16 protein-coding genes are annotated in these 21,690 nt (G+C 77.1%); 7 read left to right on the plus strand and 9 right to left on the minus strand.

Features of this window, described 5'->3' with window-relative positions:
• Positions 1-89 precede the first annotated feature (89 nt).
• A complete protein-coding gene (locus tag ACRYMY_RS05830; RefSeq protein ID WP_432546347.1) occupies positions 90-1,574 on the plus strand; it encodes a helix-turn-helix domain-containing protein in 1,485 nt (494 codons plus the stop codon).
• Between the two features lie 15 nt (positions 1,575-1,589).
• Here ACRYMY_RS05830 and ACRYMY_RS05835 read toward each other — a convergent pair whose 3' ends face one another.
• Complete coding sequence (locus ACRYMY_RS05835) at positions 1,590-2,495, minus strand: MmyB family transcriptional regulator (protein WP_432546324.1); 906 nt, start codon at positions 2,493-2,495, stop codon at positions 1,590-1,592.
• Positions 2,496-2,595: 100 nt separating this feature from the next.
• Here ACRYMY_RS05835 and ACRYMY_RS05840 point away from each other — a divergent pair, with 100 nt between their 5' ends.
• Entirely contained in the window at positions 2,596-3,351 is a 756-nt protein-coding gene (locus ACRYMY_RS05840) for an SDR family oxidoreductase (RefSeq protein WP_432546325.1), read from the plus strand.
• A 21-nt stretch (positions 3,352-3,372) separates the two neighbouring features.
• On the opposite strand, the gene ACRYMY_RS05845 is transcribed toward ACRYMY_RS05840, so the two are convergent.
• Positions 3,373-3,903, minus strand: coding sequence for a GNAT family N-acetyltransferase (locus ACRYMY_RS05845; protein WP_432546326.1), 531 nt, complete (start codon positions 3,901-3,903; stop codon positions 3,373-3,375).
• A gap of 50 nt (positions 3,904-3,953) precedes the next feature.
• On the opposite strand from ACRYMY_RS05845, the gene ACRYMY_RS05850 reads away from it, so the two are divergent.
• The gene (locus ACRYMY_RS05850) at positions 3,954-4,340 is read left to right on the plus strand and encodes a RidA family protein (protein ID WP_432546348.1); all 387 of its coding nucleotides are present in this window, start codon (positions 3,954-3,956) and stop codon (positions 4,338-4,340) included.
• A gap of 113 nt (positions 4,341-4,453) precedes the next feature.
• Here ACRYMY_RS05850 and ACRYMY_RS05855 read toward each other — a convergent pair whose 3' ends face one another.
• A complete protein-coding gene (locus tag ACRYMY_RS05855) occupies positions 4,454-5,419 on the minus strand; it encodes a TIGR01777 family oxidoreductase (protein ID WP_432546327.1) in 966 nt (321 codons plus the stop codon).
• A gap of 151 nt (positions 5,420-5,570) precedes the next feature.
• On the opposite strand from ACRYMY_RS05855, the gene ACRYMY_RS05860 reads away from it, so the two are divergent.
• Positions 5,571-7,019 carry a dihydrolipoyl dehydrogenase family protein gene (locus ACRYMY_RS05860; protein WP_432546328.1) on the plus strand — a complete coding sequence of 483 codons (1,449 nt, stop codon included), beginning with the start codon at positions 5,571-5,573 and terminating at the stop codon, positions 7,017-7,019.
• A 19-nt stretch (positions 7,020-7,038) separates the two neighbouring features.
• Here the strand turns inward: ACRYMY_RS05860 and ACRYMY_RS05865 are convergent, their stop codons facing one another.
• The 4 genes from ACRYMY_RS05865 to ACRYMY_RS05880 all read right to left on the minus strand — a co-directional run bounded on the left by ACRYMY_RS05865 (position 7,039) and on the right by ACRYMY_RS05880 (position 12,527).
• Positions 7,039-7,437: a globin gene (locus ACRYMY_RS05865; protein ID WP_369053456.1), complete on the minus strand. Its 399-nt coding sequence runs from the start codon at positions 7,435-7,437 to the stop codon at positions 7,039-7,041.
• Positions 7,438-7,533: 96 nt separating this feature from the next.
• Positions 7,534-9,084 carry an SDR family oxidoreductase gene (locus ACRYMY_RS05870; RefSeq protein ID WP_432546329.1) on the minus strand — a complete coding sequence of 517 codons (1,551 nt, stop codon included), beginning with the start codon at positions 9,082-9,084 and terminating at the stop codon, positions 7,534-7,536.
• A 59-nt stretch (positions 9,085-9,143) separates the two neighbouring features.
• Positions 9,144-10,304, minus strand: coding sequence for a mechanosensitive ion channel family protein (locus ACRYMY_RS05875; RefSeq protein ID WP_432546330.1), 1,161 nt, complete (start codon positions 10,302-10,304; stop codon positions 9,144-9,146).
• 48 nt (positions 10,305-10,352) lie between these two features.
• Entirely contained in the window at positions 10,353-12,527 is a 2,175-nt protein-coding gene (locus ACRYMY_RS05880; protein WP_432546331.1) for a prolyl oligopeptidase family serine peptidase, read from the minus strand.
• A 74-nt stretch (positions 12,528-12,601) separates the two neighbouring features.
• Here ACRYMY_RS05880 and malQ point away from each other — a divergent pair, with 74 nt between their 5' ends.
• Complete coding sequence (malQ, locus tag ACRYMY_RS05885) at positions 12,602-14,833, plus strand: 4-alpha-glucanotransferase (RefSeq protein WP_432546332.1); 2,232 nt, start codon at positions 12,602-12,604, stop codon at positions 14,831-14,833.
• Positions 14,834-14,976: 143 nt separating this feature from the next.
• Complete coding sequence (locus ACRYMY_RS05890; RefSeq protein WP_432546333.1) at positions 14,977-18,018, plus strand: AfsR/SARP family transcriptional regulator; 3,042 nt, start codon at positions 14,977-14,979, stop codon at positions 18,016-18,018.
• Here ACRYMY_RS05890 and ACRYMY_RS05895 read toward each other — a convergent pair.
• Entirely contained in the window at positions 17,969-18,520 is a 552-nt protein-coding gene (locus ACRYMY_RS05895; RefSeq protein WP_432546334.1) for a GNAT family N-acetyltransferase, read from the minus strand. The two genes, ACRYMY_RS05890 and ACRYMY_RS05895, sit on opposite strands and share 50 nt — an antisense overlap.
• Positions 18,521-18,770: 250 nt before the next feature.
• On the opposite strand from ACRYMY_RS05895, the gene ACRYMY_RS05900 reads away from it, so the two are divergent.
• Complete coding sequence (locus ACRYMY_RS05900; RefSeq protein ID WP_432546335.1) at positions 18,771-19,013, plus strand: WhiB family transcriptional regulator; 243 nt, start codon at positions 18,771-18,773, stop codon at positions 19,011-19,013.
• 57 nt (positions 19,014-19,070) lie between these two features.
• Here the strand turns inward: ACRYMY_RS05900 and pepN are convergent, their stop codons facing one another.
• Positions 19,071-21,626 carry an aminopeptidase N gene (gene pepN, locus ACRYMY_RS05905; RefSeq protein WP_432546336.1) on the minus strand — a complete coding sequence of 852 codons (2,556 nt, stop codon included), beginning with the start codon at positions 21,624-21,626 and terminating at the stop codon, positions 19,071-19,073.
• Positions 21,627-21,690: the final 64 nt, after the last annotated feature.

Below are 21,690 nucleotides of genomic sequence, written 5' to 3' on the forward strand. Positions count from 1 at the left end.
CCTCCACAACGGCACTGACGGGTGAAGAACCGGGGTTCTTCCGCTAGCGTGAACGGGTGACCCGCCTGCGCGTCGCGGCGCTGGAGCCGCTGTCCGAGCCGGAGACCGCCCGCGCCGAGGTGCCGGAGGTCGACGCCCTCACCGTCGGGCGGCGCATCCGGCACCACCGCCAGGCCCGCGGCATGACCCTCGCCCAGCTCGGCGCGGCGGTCGGCGCGGCGCAGAGCCGGTTGTCGCAGGTGGAGAACGGCAAGCGCGAGCCGAAGCTGTCGCTCATCACGGCCGTGGCCGCCGCGCTGGGCGTGCCGCCCGGCGAGCTGCTGGACGGCTCACCGCCGCCCGGGCGCCGCGCCGCCCTGGAGATCGAGCTGGACCGCGCCCAGCGCAGCCCGCTGTTCCGCTCCCTCGGCGTGCCCGAGGTGCGCGCCGGGCGCACCCTGCCGATCGACGCGCTGGAGGCGCTCGTCGCCCTGCACCGCGAGGTCGCCCGCCGCCACGACGCCGCCAACGCCACCCCCGAGGAGGCCCGGCGCGCCAACACCGAGATCCGCCGGCTCCTGCGCGCCGCCGACAACCACCTGCCCGAGGTCGAGGAGGTCGCCGAGGACCTCGTGCGCGCCGCCGGGTACACCGTCGGCGCCCTCACCCACCGCACCGTCGCGCGCGCCGCCGCTGAACTGGGGTTCTCGATCATCCACGTCGACGACCTGCCGCACTCCACCCGCACCGTCACCGACCTGGCCAACGGGCGCATCTACCTGCCACCCGCCTCCATCCCCGGCGGGCACGGCCTGCGCTCGCTGGCCCTGCAGGCCATCGCGCACCGCGTCCTGGGCCACGAGCGCCCCGGCAGCTACACCGAGTTCCTGCGGCAGCGGCTGGAGATCAACTACTTCGCCGCCTGCGCCCTCATGCCCCGCAGCGCCGCCGTGGAGTTCCTCGCCGCCGCCAAGGCCGACAAGGACCTGGCCGTGGAGGACTTCCGCGACGCGTTCGGCGTCACGCACGAGGCCGCCGCGCACCGGCTGACGAACCTGCTGACCACCCACCTCGACCTGCCGCTGCACTTCCTGCGCGCCGGGGACGACGGCGCCCTGTACCGCGGGTACGAGAACGACGGCGTGCCGTTCGTCGAGGACGCCACGGGCGCCATCGAGGGCCAGCCGGTGTGCCGGCAGTGGACCGCGCGCCGTGTCCTGGGGTTGACGAACCGCACGACGGAGAACTACCAGTACACCGACACCCCCGCGGGCACGTTCTGGTGCTCCAGCCAGACGGGCACCACCCGCGAGGGGGACTTCTCCATCACGGTCGGCGTGCGCTACGAGCACGCGAAGTTCTTCCGCGGCCGCGACACGCGCGCCCGGGCCGTCAGCCGCTGCCCCGACGTCTCCTGCTGCCGCCGCGCGCCGCAGGACCTCGCCGGCCGCTGGTCGGAGAACGCCTGGCCCAGCGCCCGTCTGCACGCGCAGACCCTGGCGCCCCTGCCGTCCGGCACGTTCCCCGGCGTCGACGACGTCGAGGTGTACGAGTTCCTCACCGCCCACGCGCCGCGCCAGCACGGCGGCGCGTGAGACCGGCGCCCGGGGTCAGCGCCCGCGCCGGGGACCGTCCGCGCGGGTCGTGGGGGACGTGGTGGACGTGGTGGACGTGGTGGACGTGGCGGCCTCGGCGCGCTGCGCGGCCAGGATCCCCAGCAGCGCCAGGCCGTCGGCGGCCGGCGTCCCCGGCGGCGCGTGGTAGACCACGAGCTGCTGGCCCGCCGCGCCGCGCACGTCGAACGTGTGCACGTGCAGCGCAAGCTCCCCGGCGCCCGGGTGCGCGAACCGCTTGACCTCCGACGTCTTGCCGCGCGCGTCGTGCCGCGCCCACAGCCGGTCGAACACCGGGTCGCCGGCCAGGCGCTCGCGCACGGCGCGCACCCGCGCGTCGTCCGGGCGCGCGCCCTCGGCCAGCCGCAGCGCGGCCGCGGTGTCGCGGGCCACCGCGTCCCACGCCGGGTACAGCGAGCGCGCCGCGGGGTCGGTGAACACGAGTTCCGCGAGGTTGCGGGTGAGGGGGAACCCGGCGAACAGCTCCTCGGCCAGCGCGTTCGCGGCCAGCACGTCCAGCGCCCGGCCCAGCACCAGCGCCGGGGTCGCCGGCCAGGCCCCCAGCAGCTCCACCAGGCGCGGGTCGGCCCGCTCCGGGCCGGTGCCGCCCGCCCCGCCCGCCCCGTCCGCCGCGGGTGCCAGTCCGGCCAGCCGGTACAGGTGCTCGGCACCGTCGCGCGGCAGCCGCAGCGCCGCGGCCAGGGCGTCCAGCACCGCGGGGGAGGGGTTGCGCTCGCGGCCCTGCTCCAGCCGCACGTAGTACTCCACGCTGATGTCCGCCAGGAGGGCGACCTCGCTGCGGCGCAGCCCCGGCACCCGCCGCCGCGTCCCGGCCGGCAGGCCCGCCTCCTGCGGCGCGACGTCCGCCCGGCGGGCGCGCAGGTAGTCCCCCAGCTCGCTCACGCGCCCACCGTAGGCGCGCCCGCCCGCGCGAGGGTGGCCGTGCCGGGGCCACCCCCGTCGCGGTCTCCCCGCCGGCCCGCTGCGCGGCGAGGCTCGAGCCATGACCGATCACGAGACCGACCAGCCCACCGGCACCAAGACCGTCCTCGTCACCGGTGCCTCGAGCGGCATCGGTGAGGCCACCGCCCGCGAGCTGGCCGCCGCCGGCCACACCGTCGTCCTCGCGGCCCGCCGCGCCGACCGCCTCGAGCGGGTCGCCGCCGACATCACCGCCGCCGGCGGGCGCGCCGGCACCGCCGTCCTCGACGTCACCGACGCGGACGCGTTCCGCCGGGTCGTCGACGCGGTCGTCGCAGAGCACGGGCACCTGGACGTCCTCGTCGCCAACTCCGGGGTGATGCTGCTGTCCCCGATGACCTCGCTGCTGGCCGACGAGTGGGACCGGATGGTCGACGTCAACGTCAAGGGCGTCCTGCACGGCCTGGCCGCGGCCCTGCCGCACTTCCTGCGCCAGGGCTCCGGGCACGTCGTCACCACGGCGTCCATCGCCGCGCACAGCGTCGTCCCCACGGCCGCGGTCTACTCGGCGACCAAGTACGCGGTGCGGGCGCTCATGGAGGGCCTGCGCCAGGACCTGCCGGCGGGCGTGCGCACGACGACGATCAGCCCCGGCGTCGTGGAGAGCGAGCTGGCCACCCACATCACCGACCCGACGGCCAGCGCCGGGATGGACGTGTACCGCCGCGCGGCGATCCCGCCCGCGGCCATCGGGCGCGCCGTGGCCTACGCGGTCGGGGAGAGCGCGGACGTCGACGTCAACGAGCTCGTCGTGCGCCCCGCCGCGCAGCGGCCCTGACCCGGGTCCGCCGGCGGTCGCTCAGCCCGCCGGCGGCTGGTCCGGGCGCAGCTCGAACACCAGCCGGTCCTCGTCCGCGGACACGGGCGTGAAACCCAGCTTGCCCAGCACCGCGGTCGAGGCGGTGTTGGCGGGCAGCACGACGGCGGTGAGCCGGTGCAGTCCGAGCACGGTGAAGGCGGCCTCGACCAGCGCGCCCGCCGCCTCGGTCGCCAGCCCGCGCCCCCACCGGTCCGCGCGCAGCGCGTAGCCCAGCGCCGCCTCGTCGTCGCCGGTGCGCAGCAGCAGGACCTCCCCGACGACCGTCCCGGTGGCGACCTCCTCCACGGCCAGCACCACCGCCTCCCCGGTCGCCGCGGCGCGCACCTGCCCGGTGCGCACCGCGAGCGCCTCGCGGGTCTCCTCGCGGCTGCGCACGGGCCACGGCGTGTGCCGGGTGACCCGCTCGTCGCCGTGGAACACCACCAGGTCGTCGAGGTCGCCCGGGCGGTGCTCGCGCAGCCGCATCCGGGACGTGAGCAGGGGCAGCGGCAGCGACCAGACGGCGGGCACCGCTCGACGCTAGCCCCGCCCGCCGGTGCGTGGGTCAGGATGGCGGCGTGCTGGAACGTCGAACCGTCTCCTCGGGCGCGCCGTGGGAACCCGTCGTCGGCTACTCGCGGGCCGTGCGGGTCGGGCCGTGGGTCAGCGTGGCCGGCACGACCGCGGCCGGACCCGACGGCAGCCCCGTCGGCGGCGACGATCCCGCCGCGCAGACCCGCGAGGCGCTGCGGCGCGTGGAGGCGGCTCTGGCGCACGTCGGGGCCGGCCTGGCCGACGTGGTGCGCACCCGCCTGTACGTCACCGACATCGCCCGCTGGGAGGAGGTCGGGCGCGTCCACGGCGAGTTCTTCGCCGACGTCCGCCCGGCCTGCACGATGGTCGAGGTGAGCGCGCTCGTCGACCCCCGGTTGCTCGTGGAGGTCGAGGCCGACGCGGTCGTGCCCTGACGATCGGAGGACGAGCGTGCGCGGGCGGGATCCTCTCAGGTCGACGGGTGCGCGAGCCGATGACGACACCGGGGCGAAGCTCGGGCTCGACTCGGGTAGTGGCCGGCGGGGCCTCAGCGCCGACGGGCACTGGCCACCAGGTCGCCCGCGGCCGCGCTCCACGCGGGGTGGGTGAAGGTGAACCCCTCCTGCAGGAGGCGGGTGGGCACGACCCGCCGGCTCTTCAGCAGCAGTTCCGTGTCGGTGCGCAGCGCGAACGCTCCGACCTCGGCCATGAGCCGGGTGGCGGGCAGCCCGAGGCGGCGGCCCCAGGCGCGGCGCAGCGACCGCGTGAACTCCGCCTGCGCGACCGGTCCGGGAGCGGCGAGGTTGAAGGGGCCGTCGAGGTCCTCGCGCTGCAGGAGGAACTCCACCGCGCGCACGAAGTCCTCACCGTGGATCCAGGAGACGTACTGCCGCCCCCCGTCGACGGGGCCACCCAGGCCGAGGCGGGCCATCCAGGACAGGTAGTCGAAGACACCACCGCGGTCGGGGGTCATGACCATCGCCGTGCGCAGCGCGACGCGGCGGGTGGTGGGGGTGGCGGCCTCCGCCTGGGTCTGCTCCCAGCGCCGCGCGATGCGGACGCTGTACTCCCAGTAGAGGGGGACGTCGGGTTCCTCCCCGCCGACGACCCCGTCCACCTCGTCGTGGGGCAGGTCGTCGCCGCGGCTGCGGGAGTCGGCGTAGAGGGTGGCGGTGCTCATCTGCAGCCACGTCGACGGCGGGCGCTGCGCGCGGGCGATCGCCTCGCCCACCACGCGGGTGGAGTCGACGCGCGAGTCCATCATCTGGCGCAGGTTCGTGTCGGTGTAGCGGCAGCTGACCGTGCGCCCGGCGAGGTTGACGACCGCGTCCGCGCCGTCGACCTCGTCCGCCCACGCTCCGAGGGTCCGACCGTCCCACACCACGTGGTGGACCCCGTCCTCGAGCGTCCGGGGGCGCCGGCTCAGGACCGTGACCTCGTCGCCGCGCGCGGCCAGCGCCCGGCGCAGCAGCCCGCCGACCTGACCGGTCCCCCCGGGAATGACGATCTTCACGCTGCGAGACTAGGTGGGGACGGTGCGGAGGGTGGTGAGGACGCCCGGGTCCCGCCGCACCGACGTGCCGCTCCGGGTGCTGCGCACGGGGGTGTCCACTCTCACAACCGGTCCGGTGGCGGCCCCGCGGGGGCCGGGGGACCGTGACCGGGTGAGCTCCCCGACGCTCCCCGACGTCCGAACCTCCCCCTCCCCGTCGCGCGGCGACGCGGCCGACTCCTACGACGTGGTCGTCGTGGGCGGTGGCCCGGCCGGCGTCTCGGCCGCCCTCCGCGCCGCCGAGCTCGGCGCCCGCACGGCCCTGCTGGAGGGCTCGCGCACCGGCGGCACCTGCGTGAACACCGGCTGCGTGCCGACCCGGGTTCTGGCCAAGACGGCCCGGCTCGTCCGCGAGGTGCGCACGGCCGCCGAGTACGGCATCGCCGTGCCGCAGGAGCGCGTGGACTGGCCCGCGACGGTCGCCCGCGTGCGCGCCACCGTCGAGCGGGTGCAGGCCGCGAAGGCGGACCCGCAGCGGCTGGCCGACGCCGGCGTCGACCTGGTGCTGGAGGGCCGCGCGCGCTTCGTCGACCCGCACGTGCTGGAGCTCGCCGCGACCGGGCGGCGGGTGCGCGGCGAGAGCGTCGTCCTGTGCGTCGGCGGGCGCTCCCGGCGGCTGCCGCTGCCCGGCGCGGAACTGGCGACCTACCCCGAGACCGTGCTGGACCTGCCCTCCCTGCCCCGGCGCCTGGCCGTCGTGGGCGCGGGCAACACCGGCGCGCAGCTCGTCACCGTCTTCCGCGCCCTGGGCAGCGAGGTGCAGCTGCTGGACCTGGCTCCGCGGGTCCTGCCGACCGCCGACGCCGACGTCTCGCGCGCCGTGCAGCGGGCGTTCGAGGAGCAGGGCGTGCGGGTGGACACGGGCATCGAGGCGGTGCACTCCCTGAGCCGGCGCGCCGACGGGGCGATCGACCTGGCCTGGTCACAGGGCGGCGCGCGCCGCGAGCAGGCGTTCGACGCGGTCGTGATGAGCGTGGGCTGGCCCGCGTCGCTGGACGGGCTGGGGCTGGAGGCCGCCGGGATCGAGGTGCACCGCTCGGCGATCGCGGTCGACGAGCACCTGCGCACCACCGCGCCCCACGTGTTCGCCGCCGGCGACGCCAACGGGCGGGCGATGCTGGTGCAGGCCGCCCACGCCGAGGCGGAGGCCGCCGCCACCAACGCCGTCCTCGGCGCGACCCGCCGCACCCCGCACCCGCTGCTGCCGTCGGGGGGTTTCACGGACCCCGACTACGCGTGGGTGGGGCTCAGCGAGGACGAGGCGCGGGCGCGGGACCCGCAGTGCCTCGTGGTGACCGTGCCGTTCGCGGCGATGGAGCGCGCCGTCATCGACGACCGCACGCGGGGTTTCCTCAAGCTCATCGCCGACCGGCGCCGCGACGTCCTGCTGGGCGCCCACGCCGTGGGGGAGGAGGCCGTCGAGATCGTGCAGGCCGTGACGACCGCGATGGCCGCGGGCGTCGACGTCGCGACCCTGGCGCGCGTCGAGTTCGCCTACCCCACCTACAGCGCCGTCATCGGCGAGGCCGCCCGCCGGCTCATGCGCACGGCCGTCGCCTGACGCCCCCGCGGGACCCTCGCTACTCCTCGAACGTGTTGAGCATGCTGTGGGCGGCGCGCTCCAGGTAGTCCCACAGCACGCCCTCCTGCGCGGCCGGCAGGCCCAGCGAGTCCACCGCGGCGCGCATGTGCGTCAGCCAGCGGTCGCGCGCGTCCGGGTTCACCTTGAAGGGGGCGTGCCGCATGCGCAGGCGCGGGTGGCCGCGCTGCTCGGAGTACGTCGTCGGCCCGCCCCAGTACTGCTCCAGGAACAGCCGCAGCCGCTCCTTCGCCGGGCCCAGGTCCGCCTCCGGGTACATGGGCCGCAGCACCTCGTCGGCGGCGACCCCGTCGTAGAAGGCGTCCACCAGGCGGGTGAACGTCGCGGCGCCGCCCACCTCGTCGTAGAACGTGCGCCCCGCGGGCGTCGTGCGGGTCAGGCTGCTGCGCCCGCCGGTGGGCGGGCCGAGGGGGGAGGGCGGGGTCGTGCTCACCGCTCGAGGATCGCACGGGCGCCCCGCCGCCCCGGCCGCGCGTCAGGCCGCGTGCGCGCCCTCGCGGGCCTCGCCCGCCCGGCGCGCGCTGTCCGCCGCGCCGGCCGGGGACGAGCGGCGCTCGCGGACCACGGCCTCCGCGGCCCGGGCCACGTTGCGCTGCATCCCGCCGAACACCACGTCGTGGAACGGGCTGATCGCCGCCCAGTACGCCTGCCCCGCCAGGCCCTTGGGGTGGAACAGCGCCCGCTGCCGGAACAGCGTGCGGCCCACCGGGTCCGTCTCGATCCGCAGTTCCAGCCACGCCAGGCCCGGCAGGCGCATCTCCGCGCGCAGCCGCAGCAGCTCCCCGGGCAGCCGCTCCTCCACCCGCCACCAGTCGACCGCGTCGCCGATCATCAGCGAGCGCGGGTCGCGCCGACCGCGCCGCAGCCCTGGCCCGCCGGAGAAGCGGTCCATCACCCCGCGCACCGCCCACGCCGTCGGCCACGAGTACCAGCCGCGCTCGCCGCCGATGCCCTCCAGCACCTCCCACAGCACCTCGCGGGGGGCGTCGACGACGGTGGTGCGGTCGTCCACGTACAGGTTGCCGCCCGACCAGCCCGGGTCGCTGGGCAGCGGGTCGCTGGGCGCGCCGGGCAGCGACGCCGAGGACCAGCGGGTGGCCACGTTGGCCTCCTGGATGCGCTGCAGCGCCAGCGCCACCGCCTCCCGGTAGCCGATCAGGCCCTCCTCCGGGTCCGGCACCCACCGGGCGATGTCGTGCTCCTGGCAGACCACCTCGTGCACCAGGCTCTCCACCAGCGGCTGGGCGATCTGCTTGGGCACCGGGGTGACCGTGCCCACCCAGTGGCTCGACAACCGCGGCGACATCACGCCCACCGGCAGCACGCGGCGCTTGGGCAGTCCGGCCACCTCCGCGTACACGCGCATCATGTCCAGGTACGTCAGGACGTCCGGGCCGCCGATGTCGAAGACCCGGCTGACGTCCGGCGGCAGGTCCGCCACCCCCACCAGGTAGCGCAGCACGTCGCGGATCGCGATGGGCTGGATCCGGTTGCCCACCCACTTCGGGCAGACCATCGCCGGCAGCCGCTCGGTCAGGTGGCGGACCATCTCGAAGCTCGCCGACCCCGACCCCAGGATCACCGCCGCGCGCAGCACCGTGGTCGGCACGCCGGAGTCCAGCAGGATCTCCCCGACCTCCCGGCGCGACTCCAGGTGCGTGGACAGCTCCTCGCCCTCCGGGTACAGCCCGCCCAGGTACACCAGGCGGCCCACGCCCTGCGCCTTCGACGCGCGCGCGAACGTGCGCGCCGTGCGGCGGTCCTTGGAGGAGAACTGCGACCCGCTGCTCATCGCGTGGATGAGGTAGTAGGCCACGTCCACGCCCTCCAGCGCCGCGCGCACCTGCTCCGCGTCGGCGGCGTCGGCCTGCACGACCTCCACGTCGTCGATCCACGGGCGGTCGCGCAGCGCCTCCGGCCGCCGCGCCACCGCGCGGACGCGGAAACCGGCCCGCAGCAGCTCCGGCACGAGCCGGCCGCCGATGTAGCCGCTGACGCCGGTGACGAGGGCGAGACGCTGGGTCATGGCGCCAGTGTCGGCCGCGGACGGCGCGCGCGCACCCCCTCCGCCGGGCCGCGGCCGCGTCAGCGGATGCGGGGGATCTCCCCGGTGTCGTCGGCCACCACGTCCGCCTCGCTGCGCCGCGGCGGCTGCGAGCCGCCGGCCGTGGCCGGGTCGCCGTGCCGCGCCGGCGGCGGCGCCGCGGGGGCCTCGTCCTGGCGCAGCCACACCGTGCGCTGCGGGAAGGGGAACTCGATGCCCTCGGCGTCGAACGCCGCCTTGATCCGCCGGCGCAGCTCGCGCTGCACCGCCCACTGCTGCAGCGGCGCCGTCTTGACCACCATGCGCAGCACCACGCCGTCCGCGGCCATCTGCTCCACGCCCCACACCTCCGGCCGGGCCAGCACCAGCGGCTTCCACGCGTCCTCGGCGGCCAGCCGGTCCCCGATGCGCTGCAGCACCTCCTGCACGTGCGCGATGTCCGCGCCGTAGGCCACCGACACGTCCAGCACCGCGCGCGCCCAGCCCTGGCTCTGGTTGCCCACCCGCAGGATCTCGCCGTTGCGCACGTACCAGACGGTCCCGCTGACGTCCCGCAGCCGCGTCACCCGCAGGCCCACGGCCTCCACCGTGCCCGAGGCGTCGCCCAGGTCCACGACGTCGCCGACGCCGTACTGGTCCTCGGCGAGCATGAACACCCCGGACAGGAAGTCGCGCACCAGCGACTGCGCGCCGAAGCCCAGCGCCACGCCGACGATGCCCGCCGAGGCGATGAACGGGGCGATGTTGATGTTCAGCTGCCCCAGCACCCCCAGCACCGCCACGACGCCGATCACCAGCGTCGTCGTGCTCTTGAGCACCGAGCCCAGGGTCTGCGCGCGCTGCTGGCGGCGCTCGGACAGCAGCGGGCTGGAGTCCAGCAGACCGCCGCGGCGGGCCTCGCGCCGCCCCGCCGCCACCCCCGCCACCGTCCGGTCGATGACCTTCATCAGCAGGTACCGGGCGACGAAGCAGACCAGCAGGATCAGCACGATCCGCAGCGGCCAGCCCAGCAGCACGTCCGCGATCCGCCCGGCCACGCGCGAGCCCGTCAGGTCGTAGACCGTCCCGCACACGCCGGGCGAGCCGGACACGCAGTACGAGCCGGTCAGGTCCGCGACGTCCGAGAGCACGTCGGAGGCGGTGGTGCCCGGTGACGCGTCCGGGCTCGGGGTCGGTGCGGGGGTCGTCGCGGCGACGAGCACGGTGGGGGTCCTCCTGCGGTGGTCGGGTCGGTCGGGAGGGGAGCGGGGTCAGCCGGTGACGTCGAGGCCCGTGGCGGCCGCCGCGAAGGCCAGCCGGTCCGCGGCCAGCGCCGCGCTGCGCGAGACCGAGCGCGCGCCGTGGCCGACGTCGCCCTCCGCGCGCAGCAGCACCGGGCGCTGCGAGGCGGTCGCGTGCTGCAGCGCCGCGCACAGCTTGCGCGCGTGCAGCGGGTCCACCCGCGAGTCGCCGTCGAACACCGTGAACAGCACCGCCGGGTACTCCGCCCCCTCCACCACGCGGTGGTAGGGGGAGTACGCCAGCAACCAGCGGAACTCCTCCTCGACCGCCGCGCTGCCGTACTCCTCGCTCCACGTGGCGCCCAGCCCGTGCCGCTCGTAGCGGACCATGTCCAGCAGCGGCGCCGAGCAGACGATGCCCGCGAACGCCGCCGGGTCCTGCGTCAGCACCGCCCCCACGAGGAGGCCGCCGTTCGAGCCGCCCTCCGCGACCAGCTGCGCCGGCGTCGTCCAGCCGTCCGCCACCAGGTGCCGGGCCGCGGCCAGGAAGTCGTCGAAGACGTTCTGCTTGGACCCGCGCGTGCCCGCGCGGTGCCAGTCCTCGCCCTCCTCGCCGCCGCCGCGCAGCTGCGCCACCACGTGCACGCCGCCGGCCTCCACCCACGCCAGCGCGTCGGGGGAGTAGTGCGGGGACATGCTGATCCCGAACCCGCCGTAGCCGTACAGCAGCGCGGGGGCCGGGCGCAGCGGGCGCCCGTCGCCGTCCACCGCGTCCGCGCGCGCCGTCAGCAGCAGCCGCACCGTCGTGCCGTCCGCGCTCGCGCACTCCAGCAGGCGGCTGGTCACCGCCGGCACGTCCACCACGCCCGGCGGGCGGGACTCCAGCTCCAGGCGGCCCGTGCGCGCGTCCCAGTGCCACACCTCGTGCGGGACGGTCGTCGCCGTGAACCCGAACCACAGGTCGTGGCCCGGCTCGCCGCGCGTGACCAGGCCGCCCACCGACCCCGCCCCCGGCAGCTCCAGGGAGCCCGCCGCCCCCGGCAGGCGCTCACCGCTCACCAGGTCGTGCACGCTCAGCGACGACAGCGCGTGCCGCGTCCAGCCCGCCACCAGCAGCGGGCGCTCCAGCTCCCCGCCGTCCAGGACGGCCACGTCCTCCAGCAGGGCGTCCTCGGCCTGCGGCAGCAGGTCGCGCCAGTGCTCCGGCCCCGGGGCCGCGGGGTCGGCCACCGCCAGCCGCCCGCGGGGGGCGTCCAGGTCCGTGAACGCGTACAGCCGCCCGTCGCGGCCCACCCACGCCCCGGTGCTCGCGTCCAGACCGCGCACCACCTCGCGGAACGGCGGCCGCGCCGGGTCCGCGCCGCGCAGGTCCGCCAGCCACACGTCGTTGCGCGGCGCGGTGCCGTCAGCGGCGCTGACGACCAGCCAGCGCCCGTCCCGGGACGTCCACGCGCCGTAGTACGTCGTCATCGGCAGCGGCGGCGCGCCCTCCGGGTCGCCCGGCACCGGCCCGCCGAAGACCTCCACGTCGGTGGCCGGGTCCGCACCCACCCGGTGCAGCCACACCCGGCGGTGGTACTGCCGCTCGCCCTCCGGCAGCTGCTCCGGCGGCAGGCGCCGCACGTAGTAGAACCGGCGCTCGCCGTCCCCGGTGTCCGGCAGCCACGCCACCGGCGAGTAGCGGGCCCGGTCCAGCGGCCCGTCCACGACCTCGCCCGTGGCGACGTCCAGCACCCGCAGGACGCTCTCCTCGGTGCCGCCCTCGGACAGCTGGTAGGCCAGCAGGTCGCCCTCCGGGCTGGGCCGCCACGCGTCCAGCGTCGTCGTGCCCGAGGGGTCCAGCGCCAGCGGGTCCACCAGCGTCCGGGTGCCGGCGCCGTCGGTGACCGTCAGCACCCCCAGCTCCCCGTCCACGTCCCGGCGGGTGCGGAACACCCGCCCGTTGCGGTGCGCGGGCGCGCCCACCGACCCCGTCGCCATCAGCCGGCCCACCCGCTCGCGCAGGCGCTCGCGCCCCGGCGCCCGGCCCACCCAGTCCTCCCACGCGGCCGCCTGCCAGCACGACCACTCCCGCGTGCGCGGGTCGTCGGCGTCCTCCAGCCAGCGGTAGGGGTCGGGCACCGGGGTGCCGTGCAGCTCCTCGACGAGGTCGAGGCGCGGGGCCAGGTCGGCGGGCGGGCGGACGGCGCCGGTCGCGGGGTGCACGAGCGCCACCCTAGGCAGCAGCACCGGACCGCCGCCGCCGCGCCGGGACGGGGGCGCTCTGGCAGAGTCGGCGCGTGCCACCCGAGCCCGCCGACGCCCGCGCCGACGACCGCGCCGACGACCGGACCCCGCCCCAGCTGGCCGAGCTGGCCGCCGCCGAGGGCGTCTCCACGTCCTTCACCGACTGGCGCGGCCGCACCGCCGACGTGCCGCGCGCCACCGTCGAGGCCGTCCTGACCGCCCTCGGCCACGACGTGTCCGGTCCCGACGCGGTCGCCGGGTCGCTGGAGGAGGTGCGGCTGCGGCCCTGGCGCCGGCGCCTGCCGCCCGTGGTCGTCACCCGCGAGGGCAGCAGCGCCCAGGTGCCCGTGCACGTCCCCCACGGCGACCCCGTCGACGTCGTCGTCGAGCTGGAGGACGACGGCGGCTGGGCGCCGCTGCGCCAGGTCGACCGCTGGGTGGACCCCAAGCACGTCGACGGCCGCCTCACCGGCCGCGCCACCTTCGAGGTCCCCGACGACCTGCCGCTGGGCTGGCACCTCCTGCGCGTGCGCACCCCCTCCGGCGACGCCGAGTGCCCGCTGGTCGTCACCCCCGACGTCCTGGAGCTGCCCGAGGCGCTGCAGCGCGGGCGCTCCGTCGGCTACCAGGCGCAGCTGTACTCGGTGCGCTCGCGCCGCTCCTGGGGCGCCGGCGACCTGGCCGACCTGGCCGACCTGGCCGCCACCACCGCCGCGCAGGGCGCCGGCTGGCTGCTCGTGAACCCCCTCGCGGCCGCCTCCCCGGTGCCGCCGATGGAGGCCTCCCCGTACCTGCCGACCACCCGGCGCTTCGTCAACCCGCTGTACCTGCGCCCGGAGGACGTGCGCGAGACCGCCTACCTGCCGCCGCAGCGGCGCGCGCTGGTGGAGGAGCTGGCCGCGCGCTGCCGCGCCGCCAACACCGACCCCGGCGAGATCGACCGCGACGCCCTGTGGGCGCTCAAGCGCCAGGCGCTGGAGGTGCTGCACGCCCACCCGCGCACGCAGGCCCGCCAGGCCGCCTTCCGCCGCTACGTCACCGACGAGGACCCCGGCCTGACCGACTTCGCGCTGTGGTGCGCGCTGGCCGAGGAGCACGGTCTGCCCGCCTCCGGCTGGCCCGAGCAGGACCGCGACCCCGCCGCGGCCCGCGCCTCCGGCGCCCTGGAGCGCCTGGCCGACCGGGTCGACTTCCACCGCTGGCTGCAGTGGCAGTGCGACGAGCAGCTGCGCAGCGCCCAGGACGCGGCCACCGCCCCCGGCACCGGGCCGGGCATCGTGCACGACCTCGCCGTCGGCGTGCACCCCGAGGGCGCGGACGTGTGGAGCCTGGGCGACACCCTCGCCCGCGGCGTCACCGTGGGTGCCCCGCCGGACGCCTTCAACCAGCAGGGGCAGGACTGGAGCCAGCCGCCGTGGCGGCCCGACCGCCTCGCCGAGCTGGCCTACGTGCCCTTCCGGGACATGGTCCGCACGATCCTGCGGCACGCCGGCGGCCTGCGCGTCGACCACGTCATCGGCCTGTTCCGGCTGTGGTGGATCCCGCAGGGGGCCACCGCCGACCGCGGCACGTACGTGCGCTACGACCACGAGGCGCTGCTGGGCGTCCTGGCCCTGGAGGCCCAGCGGGCCGGTGCCGTGCTCGTGGGCGAGGACCTCGGCACCGTCGAGCCGTGGGTGCGCAGCTACCTGGCCGAGCGCGGGATCCTCGGCAGCGCCGTCCTGTGGTTCGAGTACGACGGGGACCGCCCGAAGGCGCCGGAGGACTACCGCGAGCTGGCGCTGGCCAGCGTCACCGTCCACGACCTGCCGCCCACGGCCGGCTACCTGGCCCAGGAGCACGTCGCGCTGCGCGACCGCCTGGGCCTGCTGACCCGCGACGTGGCCGAGGAGCGCGCCGCCGACCGCGCCGAGCAGGACCGCGTCCTGGGCCTGGTCCGCGGGCGCGGGCTGCTGCGCGAGGGGGCGGGGGAGCAGGCGACCGTCGAGGCGCTGCACCGCTACCTGGCGCTGGCGCCGTCACTGATGCTCGGCGTGTCCCTCGTCGACGCGGTCGGCGACCGCCGCACGCAGAACCAGCCGGGCACCTCGACCGAGTACCCGAACTGGCGGATGCCCCTGACCGGCCCCGACGGCGAGGTCGTCCTGCTCGACGACCTGCCCACCCACCCGCGGGCGCTCTCGCTGGCCCGGGCGGTGCGCGAGGCGCTCGCCGCGAGCAGCGGCGGGCACGAGGACGGGCACGAGGGCGAGCGCACCGGGGCGGCGGGCGGCGCGGAGCGCTGACCGGGACGGGCGGTCCCCCCCGACCGCCCGTCCCGCGGCCCTCCCCCCGGCGGGCCGCTGCGACCAGCGTGCCGGGCGGTCCTTGCAACGCGCTTGCAGCGGTCGGGCCCGCGACGGGGCCGGGGAGACCTACGCTGCCGTCCGTGACGTCGGGGGTCGCGGTCCACGTCCTGGGGCCGGTCGAGGTGCGCACGCCCGCGGGGCCGGTGCCGCTCGGCGCGTCGCTGCGCACCCTGCTGGCCGCCCTCGCCGTCGACGCCGGGCGCGTCGTGCCCGCCGACGTCCTCGCGGACCGGCTGTGGGCCGACGGCGGCCTGGACGCCGGGTCCTCCACCGTGCACAGCTACGTCTCCCGGCTGCGCCGCCGGCTGGAGCCGCAGCGCCCCGCCGACGGCTGGCGGGTCCTGACCACCCGCCCGCCCGGGTACCGGCTGGAGCTGGGCGACGACGGCCTGGACGCCGAGGAGTTCCGCCGGCTGCTCGCCGCGGCCCGCGCCGGCGCGGACCCGGCGGCGGCCCGCGAGCAGGTCGCGCGCGCCCTGGCCCTGTGGCGCGGCCCGGCCTACGCCGACGTCCCGGCCGGGTTCGCCCGCCAGGAGGCCACCCGCCTGCACGAGCAGCGGCTGGAGGCCGAGGAGCTGGCCGCCGAGCTCGACCTGGCCCTGGGCCGGCACCGCGCCCTCGCCGACCGGCTGCCCGCCCTGGTCGACGCCGAGCCGTTCCGCGAGGGCCTGCGCGCCTCGCTGGTGCTCGCCCTCTACCGCAGCGACCGGCAGGCCGACGCCCTGCGCACCTGGGAGGAGGGGCGCGTCCTGCTGGCCGACGCCCTGGGCGTGGACCCCGGGCCCGCCCTGCGGCGGCTGCACGAGCTCGTCCTGCGCCAGGACCCGTCCCTGGACGCTCCCGCCACCGTCCCCGCCGCCCGGGTGACCGGGACCGGACCGGTGCCCGCGCGCGCCGCCGGCCCCCTCCAGCCCGTCCAGCAGCCCGGCGCCCGGCGCCCGGCGCTGCCCACGCCGCCGACGCCGCTGCTGGGCCGCGACGAGGACCTGGTGCGGGTGCGGCACCTCGTCGACGACGGCGCCCGCCTGCTGACCCTCACCGGCACCGGCGGGGTCGGCAAGACGCGGCTGGCGCTGGAGGCGGCCCGCCGCGCGGCCGAGGACTCCGGGCGCTTCCCCGACGGCGCCGTGCTCGTGCCGCTGGCCACCCTCGACGACGCCGCCGGCGTGCTGCCGGCGCTGTCACGGGCGCTGGGCACCGGGGCCACCGAGGGACCCGGCACCCGCGAGGCGCTCGTGGAGCACCTGCGGCCGCTGCACCTGCTGCTCGTGCTGGACAACCTCGAGCACCTGCTCGACGCGGCGGTCGAGGTCGCCGAGCTGGTGCGCGACTGCCCGCACCTGGTCGTCCTGGTGACCAGCCGCGCCCCGCTGCGCGTGACGGGGGAGGTGGAGCACCGCGTCGAGCCGCTGGCCCTGCCGGACAGCGGTGCCGGCCCCCACGAGGTGCTCTCGTCCGCGGCGGTCGCGCTGTTCCGCGACCGGGCCCGCGACGTCGCCCCGGGGCTGAGCCTGGACCCCGGGGACCCGGACGGGGCCGACGCGCTGCGCGTGGTCGCCGACGTGTGCACCGCGCTGGCCGGCATCCCCCTCGCGCTCGAGCTGGCCGCCGCGCGCCTGCGCGTGCTCAGCCCCCGCGACCTGCTGACCCGCCTCGACGAGGCCCTGTCCGGCGGCCGGCGCGACCTGCCCGCCCGCCAGCGCACGATGCAGGCCACCCTCGACTGGAGCTACGGCCTGCTCGACGCCCCCGCGCAGCGGCTGTTCCGGCGCCTGGCCGTCTTCACCGGCGGCTGGACGCTGCCGGTGCTCGAGGCCGTCGAGGGACCCGGCGTGCTGCCCGTGCTGGAGACGCTCGTCGAGCAGTCCCTCGTGCGCGTCGAGCGCACGCCGGAGGGGCTGCGCTTCTCCGTGCTGGAGCCGACCCGCCAGCACGCCCAGCGCCTGCTGGGCGACGACGAGCGCGCCGAGGTCTCCGCCGCCCACGCGGCGGCGCACCTCGCGCTCGCGGAGCGGGCGGCCCCGCACTACCAGGGGCCGGAGCAGGTGGAGCACCTGCGGCGGGTGGAGCGCGAGCACGCCAACCTGCTGGCCGCCGTCGACGGGCGCGTGGCCGCCGGGGACGGGGAGACCGCCGGCCGCCTGGTGTGGGCGCTGTGGCTGTTCTGGTGGATGCACGGGCACCTGAGCGCCGGCCGCCGCGCGGCCGCCGCCGTCGCCGCGCTGCCGGACCTGCCCGAGCCGGTGCGCGTGCGGGTGGACCTCGCCCTGGGCGCGATGCTCTTCGCCCAGGGGGAGCACGCGGCGGCCGAGGAGGTGTGGGACCGCGCGCACCGGCTCAGCGCGGCCACCGGCGACGCGGCGGGCCTGGCCCACGCCACCGCCGGGCGGGGCATCACCGCCCTCGCGCGCGGCGAGGCCGCCCTCGCGGTGGAGCGGCTGCGCGACGCGCTCCCGCTGGCGGCGGCGCTGCCGCCGGACTCCGACGGCCCGTGGCTGGAGTCGCTGGGCCACGTGTGGCTCGGCACCGCGCTGACCGCCTCGGGCGCCGGGGACGGGCAGCGGGCGCGCGCGCACGTCGAGGAGGGCCTGCGGCGCTCCCGCGCCCGCGGGGACCGGCTGACCACCTTCATCGCCCTCTTCAACCTCGCCCAGGCCGAGGCGCCCCACGACCCGCGCGCCGCCGAGCGCGCGCTGCACGAGGGCACCGCGCTGTCCGCCCAGGTGGGGGACCTGGCGAACCTGTCGCACTTCCTCGACGCCCTCGCGGTGCTGGGCGCAGGTGCGGACGCCGCGGCGGACCCCGAGCGGCTCGCCGCGCTGCTGGGTGCCGCCCGCGCCGCGCGCGAGCGGATCGGGGCGGACGTGTACGGCTTCTACGTGCGCGACGAGGCGCAGCTGGCGGCGGCCCGCGCCCGCGTGCACGCGCTGCTGGGGCCCGAGCGCGCCGCCGAGGCCGAGGCCCGCGGGCGCGCCCTGCCGGTGGAGGAGGTCGTGCGCCTGGCCGTGCGCGACGCCGCCGGCACCACCACCGGCACCACCACCGGCACCACCACCGGCACCACCACCGGCCTCACGCCGGCCCCGGCAGCCGGGGCAGGGCCAGCCACTGCTGCCAGGTGAGGTCGCGCCCGACGAAGCGGGGCGCGGTGAACGGCCAGTCGCGGTGCACCCAGCGGGGCACCTCCCTCTCCAGCACCGCCTCCAGGTCGGAGCCCACCAAGCGGTCCACCACCCACCAGCACACGTCCGCGTCGGCGCCCGCGCGCCCCGGCGGGTCGACGTACACGCAGCCCAGGAGCTCGGTCTCCTCGTCGTCGAACAGGCCGTAGTCGAACGCCTCCCGCCGCGCGGCCTCGGCCTCGTGGCGGGCCAGGTCGGCGCGGTCCTGCTCGCGGGTCAGACCGGCCGGCGGCCACCCCCACACCTGGCCGAAGACGGACCACAGGCGCTCGCGGGAGCCCGTCACGGCGGCCAGGTCGAGGTCGACGTCGAGCTCGCGGACCGGGCGCAGGTGGTGCCCGGTGGGCAGGTCCAGGTGGGTGGGGTGGCGGAACCACGCCGGCAGCCAGGGAGCGGTCGGCGTGTCGGGCGCCGTCACGGGCGCGGGTGCGGGGTCGGGCACGGGGACTCCTCGGGTCGGCGGTCGCCCCGACCCTCCCGCCCGACGCCTGCAACCGCCTTGCACGCGCGCCCGGTGGGCGCCGCCGCGCTGCAGGCCGGGTGCAGGTGATCCCCGCCAGCCTCGGAGCGTGTTCTCGACCACCGCGTCCCCGACCCTCCCGCGCCAGGCCGGCCCGCACCGGGCCGGTCCGAGCCCCGTCACCCGTCCGCGGACGACCCCGCCGCCGGCCACACCGTGCGGCAGCGCACCCGTGCCCTGCCGCACCGCACCGGCCGACCTCTTCTTCGCCGAGGAGGGCGAGCCGCTCGAGCGCGCCAAGGCGCTGTGCGCGACCTGCCCGTGCGCGGCCGCGTGCCTGCGCGGGGCCCTCGCGCGGCGCGAGCCCGCGGGGGTGTGGGGAGGGCACCTGTTCGTCGACGGCGTCCCCGTCGCCTACAAGCGCCGCCGCGGCCGCCCGCGCAAGGACGCCCCGCCCGTCACGGTGCAGCTGTGAGGGGCGGGGCGTCCCACCGGGCGCCGTGACGTCCGGGTGCGGCCGGGCTCGCGGGGGTCAGCGGCCGTCGCGCTCCTGGGCGCGCAGGGCGCGCGCCACGCCGTCGCGGTTCTCCAGCACCAGGCGGCGCAGCGCCGGCGGGGCGTCCCGCTCCTGCTCCAGCCAGGCGTCGGTGCGCTCCAGCAGCGCCCGGTCGGCCAGCACCGCCGGGTACAGGCCGGTGACCACCTGCTGGGCCATCTCGTTGGTGCGCTCGGCCCACACCCGGCGCAGGCAGGCGAAGTACGGCTCGACGAAGGGGCGCAGCAGCTCCGCGTCGTGCACCCGCCCGAACCCGGCGATGACCGAGGCCGCCACCGCGTTGGGCAGCCCACCCTCGTCCACCACGCGGGTCCACGCCTGCTGCTTGGCCTCCGGCGACGGGCGGGCCGCGCGCGCCGCGGCGGCCGAGCGCTGCCCGGTCGCCGTGCCGTCGCGCTCCAGCTCCGCGTCGACCTCCGCGTCGCCGGCCGCGCCGCCCGCCACGAGCGAGGTCAGCAGGACCCAGCGCATGTCGGCGTCGACGTCCAGGCCCGGCAGGGGGGTGGAGCCGTCCAGCAGCCCGCCCACGACGGCCAGGTGCTCGGGGGTGCGGGCCGCGGCGGCGAAGGCGCGGGCGAACTGCAGCTGGGTGTCGCTGCCCGGCTCGGCCGCGCGCAGCAGCTCCAGCAGGCGCTCGGCGGTGCGCGCGCGCACCGCGTCGCGGTGCTGCGGCGCCGTGTACAGCTCCACGGTCGTCGTCAGCTGCCGCAGCAGCACCAGCAGGACGGTGGAGTCCTGGCGCGCGCCGTCCCCGCCCAGCAGGGTGCCCAGCAGCAGGTCGACGTAGTCGCGGGCCGCGGCCTCCCCGTCGCGGGTCATGTCCCACCACGCCGCGGCGACCAGCGAGCGGGGCAGGGAGTCGGCGAAGGCGTCCAGGTGCTGGGCGGCCGTGGCCGCCGAGCGCTCGTCCAGCCGGATCTTGGCGTAGGCGAGGTCGTCGTCGTTGACCAGCAGCAGGTCCGGCCGGCGCGCGCCCACCAGCTGCGGGACGGGCGTCAGCTCGCCCGCCACGTCCAGCTCGACGCGGTGGGTGCGCCGCAGCACGCCGTCGACCAGGTCGTAGCAGCCGATGGCCAGGCGGTGCTCGCGCAGGTGCGGGTGCTCGGCCGGCGCTTCCTGGCGCACCGCGGCCGCGGTGATCGTGCCGTCCTCGCCGACCTCGACCTCCGGGCGCAGCGTCGCCACGCCGGCGGTCTCCAGCCACTGGCGCGACCACGCCTGCAGGTCGCGCCCGGAGGTGGCCTCCAGCTCGCGCAGCAGGTCCACCAGCTCGGTGTTGCCCCACGCGTGGCGGCGGAAGTACGCGCGCACGCCGGCGAGGAACTCCTCCCGGCCCACGTAGGCGACGAGCTGCTTGAGGACGCTGGCGCCCTTGGCGTACGTGATGCCGTCGAAGTTCACCTCGACGTCCTCGAGGTCGTTGATCTCGGCGACGATCGGGTGGGTCGTGGGCAGCTGGTCCTGGCGGTAGGCCCAGGACTTCTCCAGGGAGTTGAAGGTCGTCCAGGCGCCCTCCCACTCGGTGGCCTCGGCGGCCGCGAGGGTGCTGGCGAACTCCGCGAACGACTCGTTGAGCCACAGGTCGTTCCACCAGCGCATCGTCACGAGGTCGCCGAACCACATGTGCGCCAGCTCGTGCAGCACGGTGACGACGCGGCGCTCGACGGTGGCCCGCGGCACCTTGGAGCGGAAGACGTAGCTCTCCACGAACGTCACCGCGCCGGCGTTCTCCATGGCGCCGGCGTTGAACTCCGGGACGAACACCTGGTCGTACTTGGCGAACGGGTAGGGCGCGTCGAACTCGCGCTCGTAGAACTCGAAGCCCGCCTTCGTGGCGGCGACGACGTTGTGGGCGTCCAGGTGCTCGACCAGGGAGCGGCGGCAGTACACGCCCAGGGGGACCGTGCGCCCGTCGGAGGAGACCAGGGAGTCCTCCGAGCCCTCGTACGGGCCCGCGATGACGGCGGTGACGTAGCTGGACAGCCGCGGGGTGGGCTCGAAGCGCCACCGCTTCCCCGCTGCGACGTCCTCGGTCGCGGCGACCGGCGCGCCCGAGATGACGCGCCAGTGCGCGGGCGCGGTGACGGTGAAGGTGAACGCGGCCTTGAGGTCCGGCTGCTCGAAGACGGCGAACACGCGCCGGGAGTCGGCGACCTCGAACTGCGTGTACAGGTACACCTCGTCGTCGACGGGGTCGACGAACCGGTGCAGTCCCTCACCGGTGTTCATGTACCGGCAGTCGGCCACCACGCGCAGCTCGTTGCTCCCCGCCAGGCCGTCCAGCTGCACGCGCACGCCGTCGCTGACCGCGGCGGGGTCCAGGGACCGCCCGTTGAGCACCACCTCGTGCACCGCGGCGCTGATGAGGTCGATGAACGTCGAGGCGCCCTCGCGGGCGCTGAAGCGCACCGTCGTGACCGAGCGGAACACCTCCGGCCCCGTCGTCAGGTCCAGCTCCACCTCGTAGCCGTCGACCTGCACGAGGTCCGCGCGGGCGCGGGCCTCCTCGCGCGTCAGGTTCTCGCCGGGCACGTCCACGTCCTTCCGTCCACCGGTCGCTGGCGGGCCGTCCCTCGTCCAGCGGTCCGGTCACTCT

The sequence above is a fragment of the Kineococcus haloalkalitolerans genome, from assembly GCF_050871905.1.
Lineage (GTDB): Bacteria > Actinomycetota > Actinomycetes > Actinomycetales > Kineococcaceae > Kineococcus.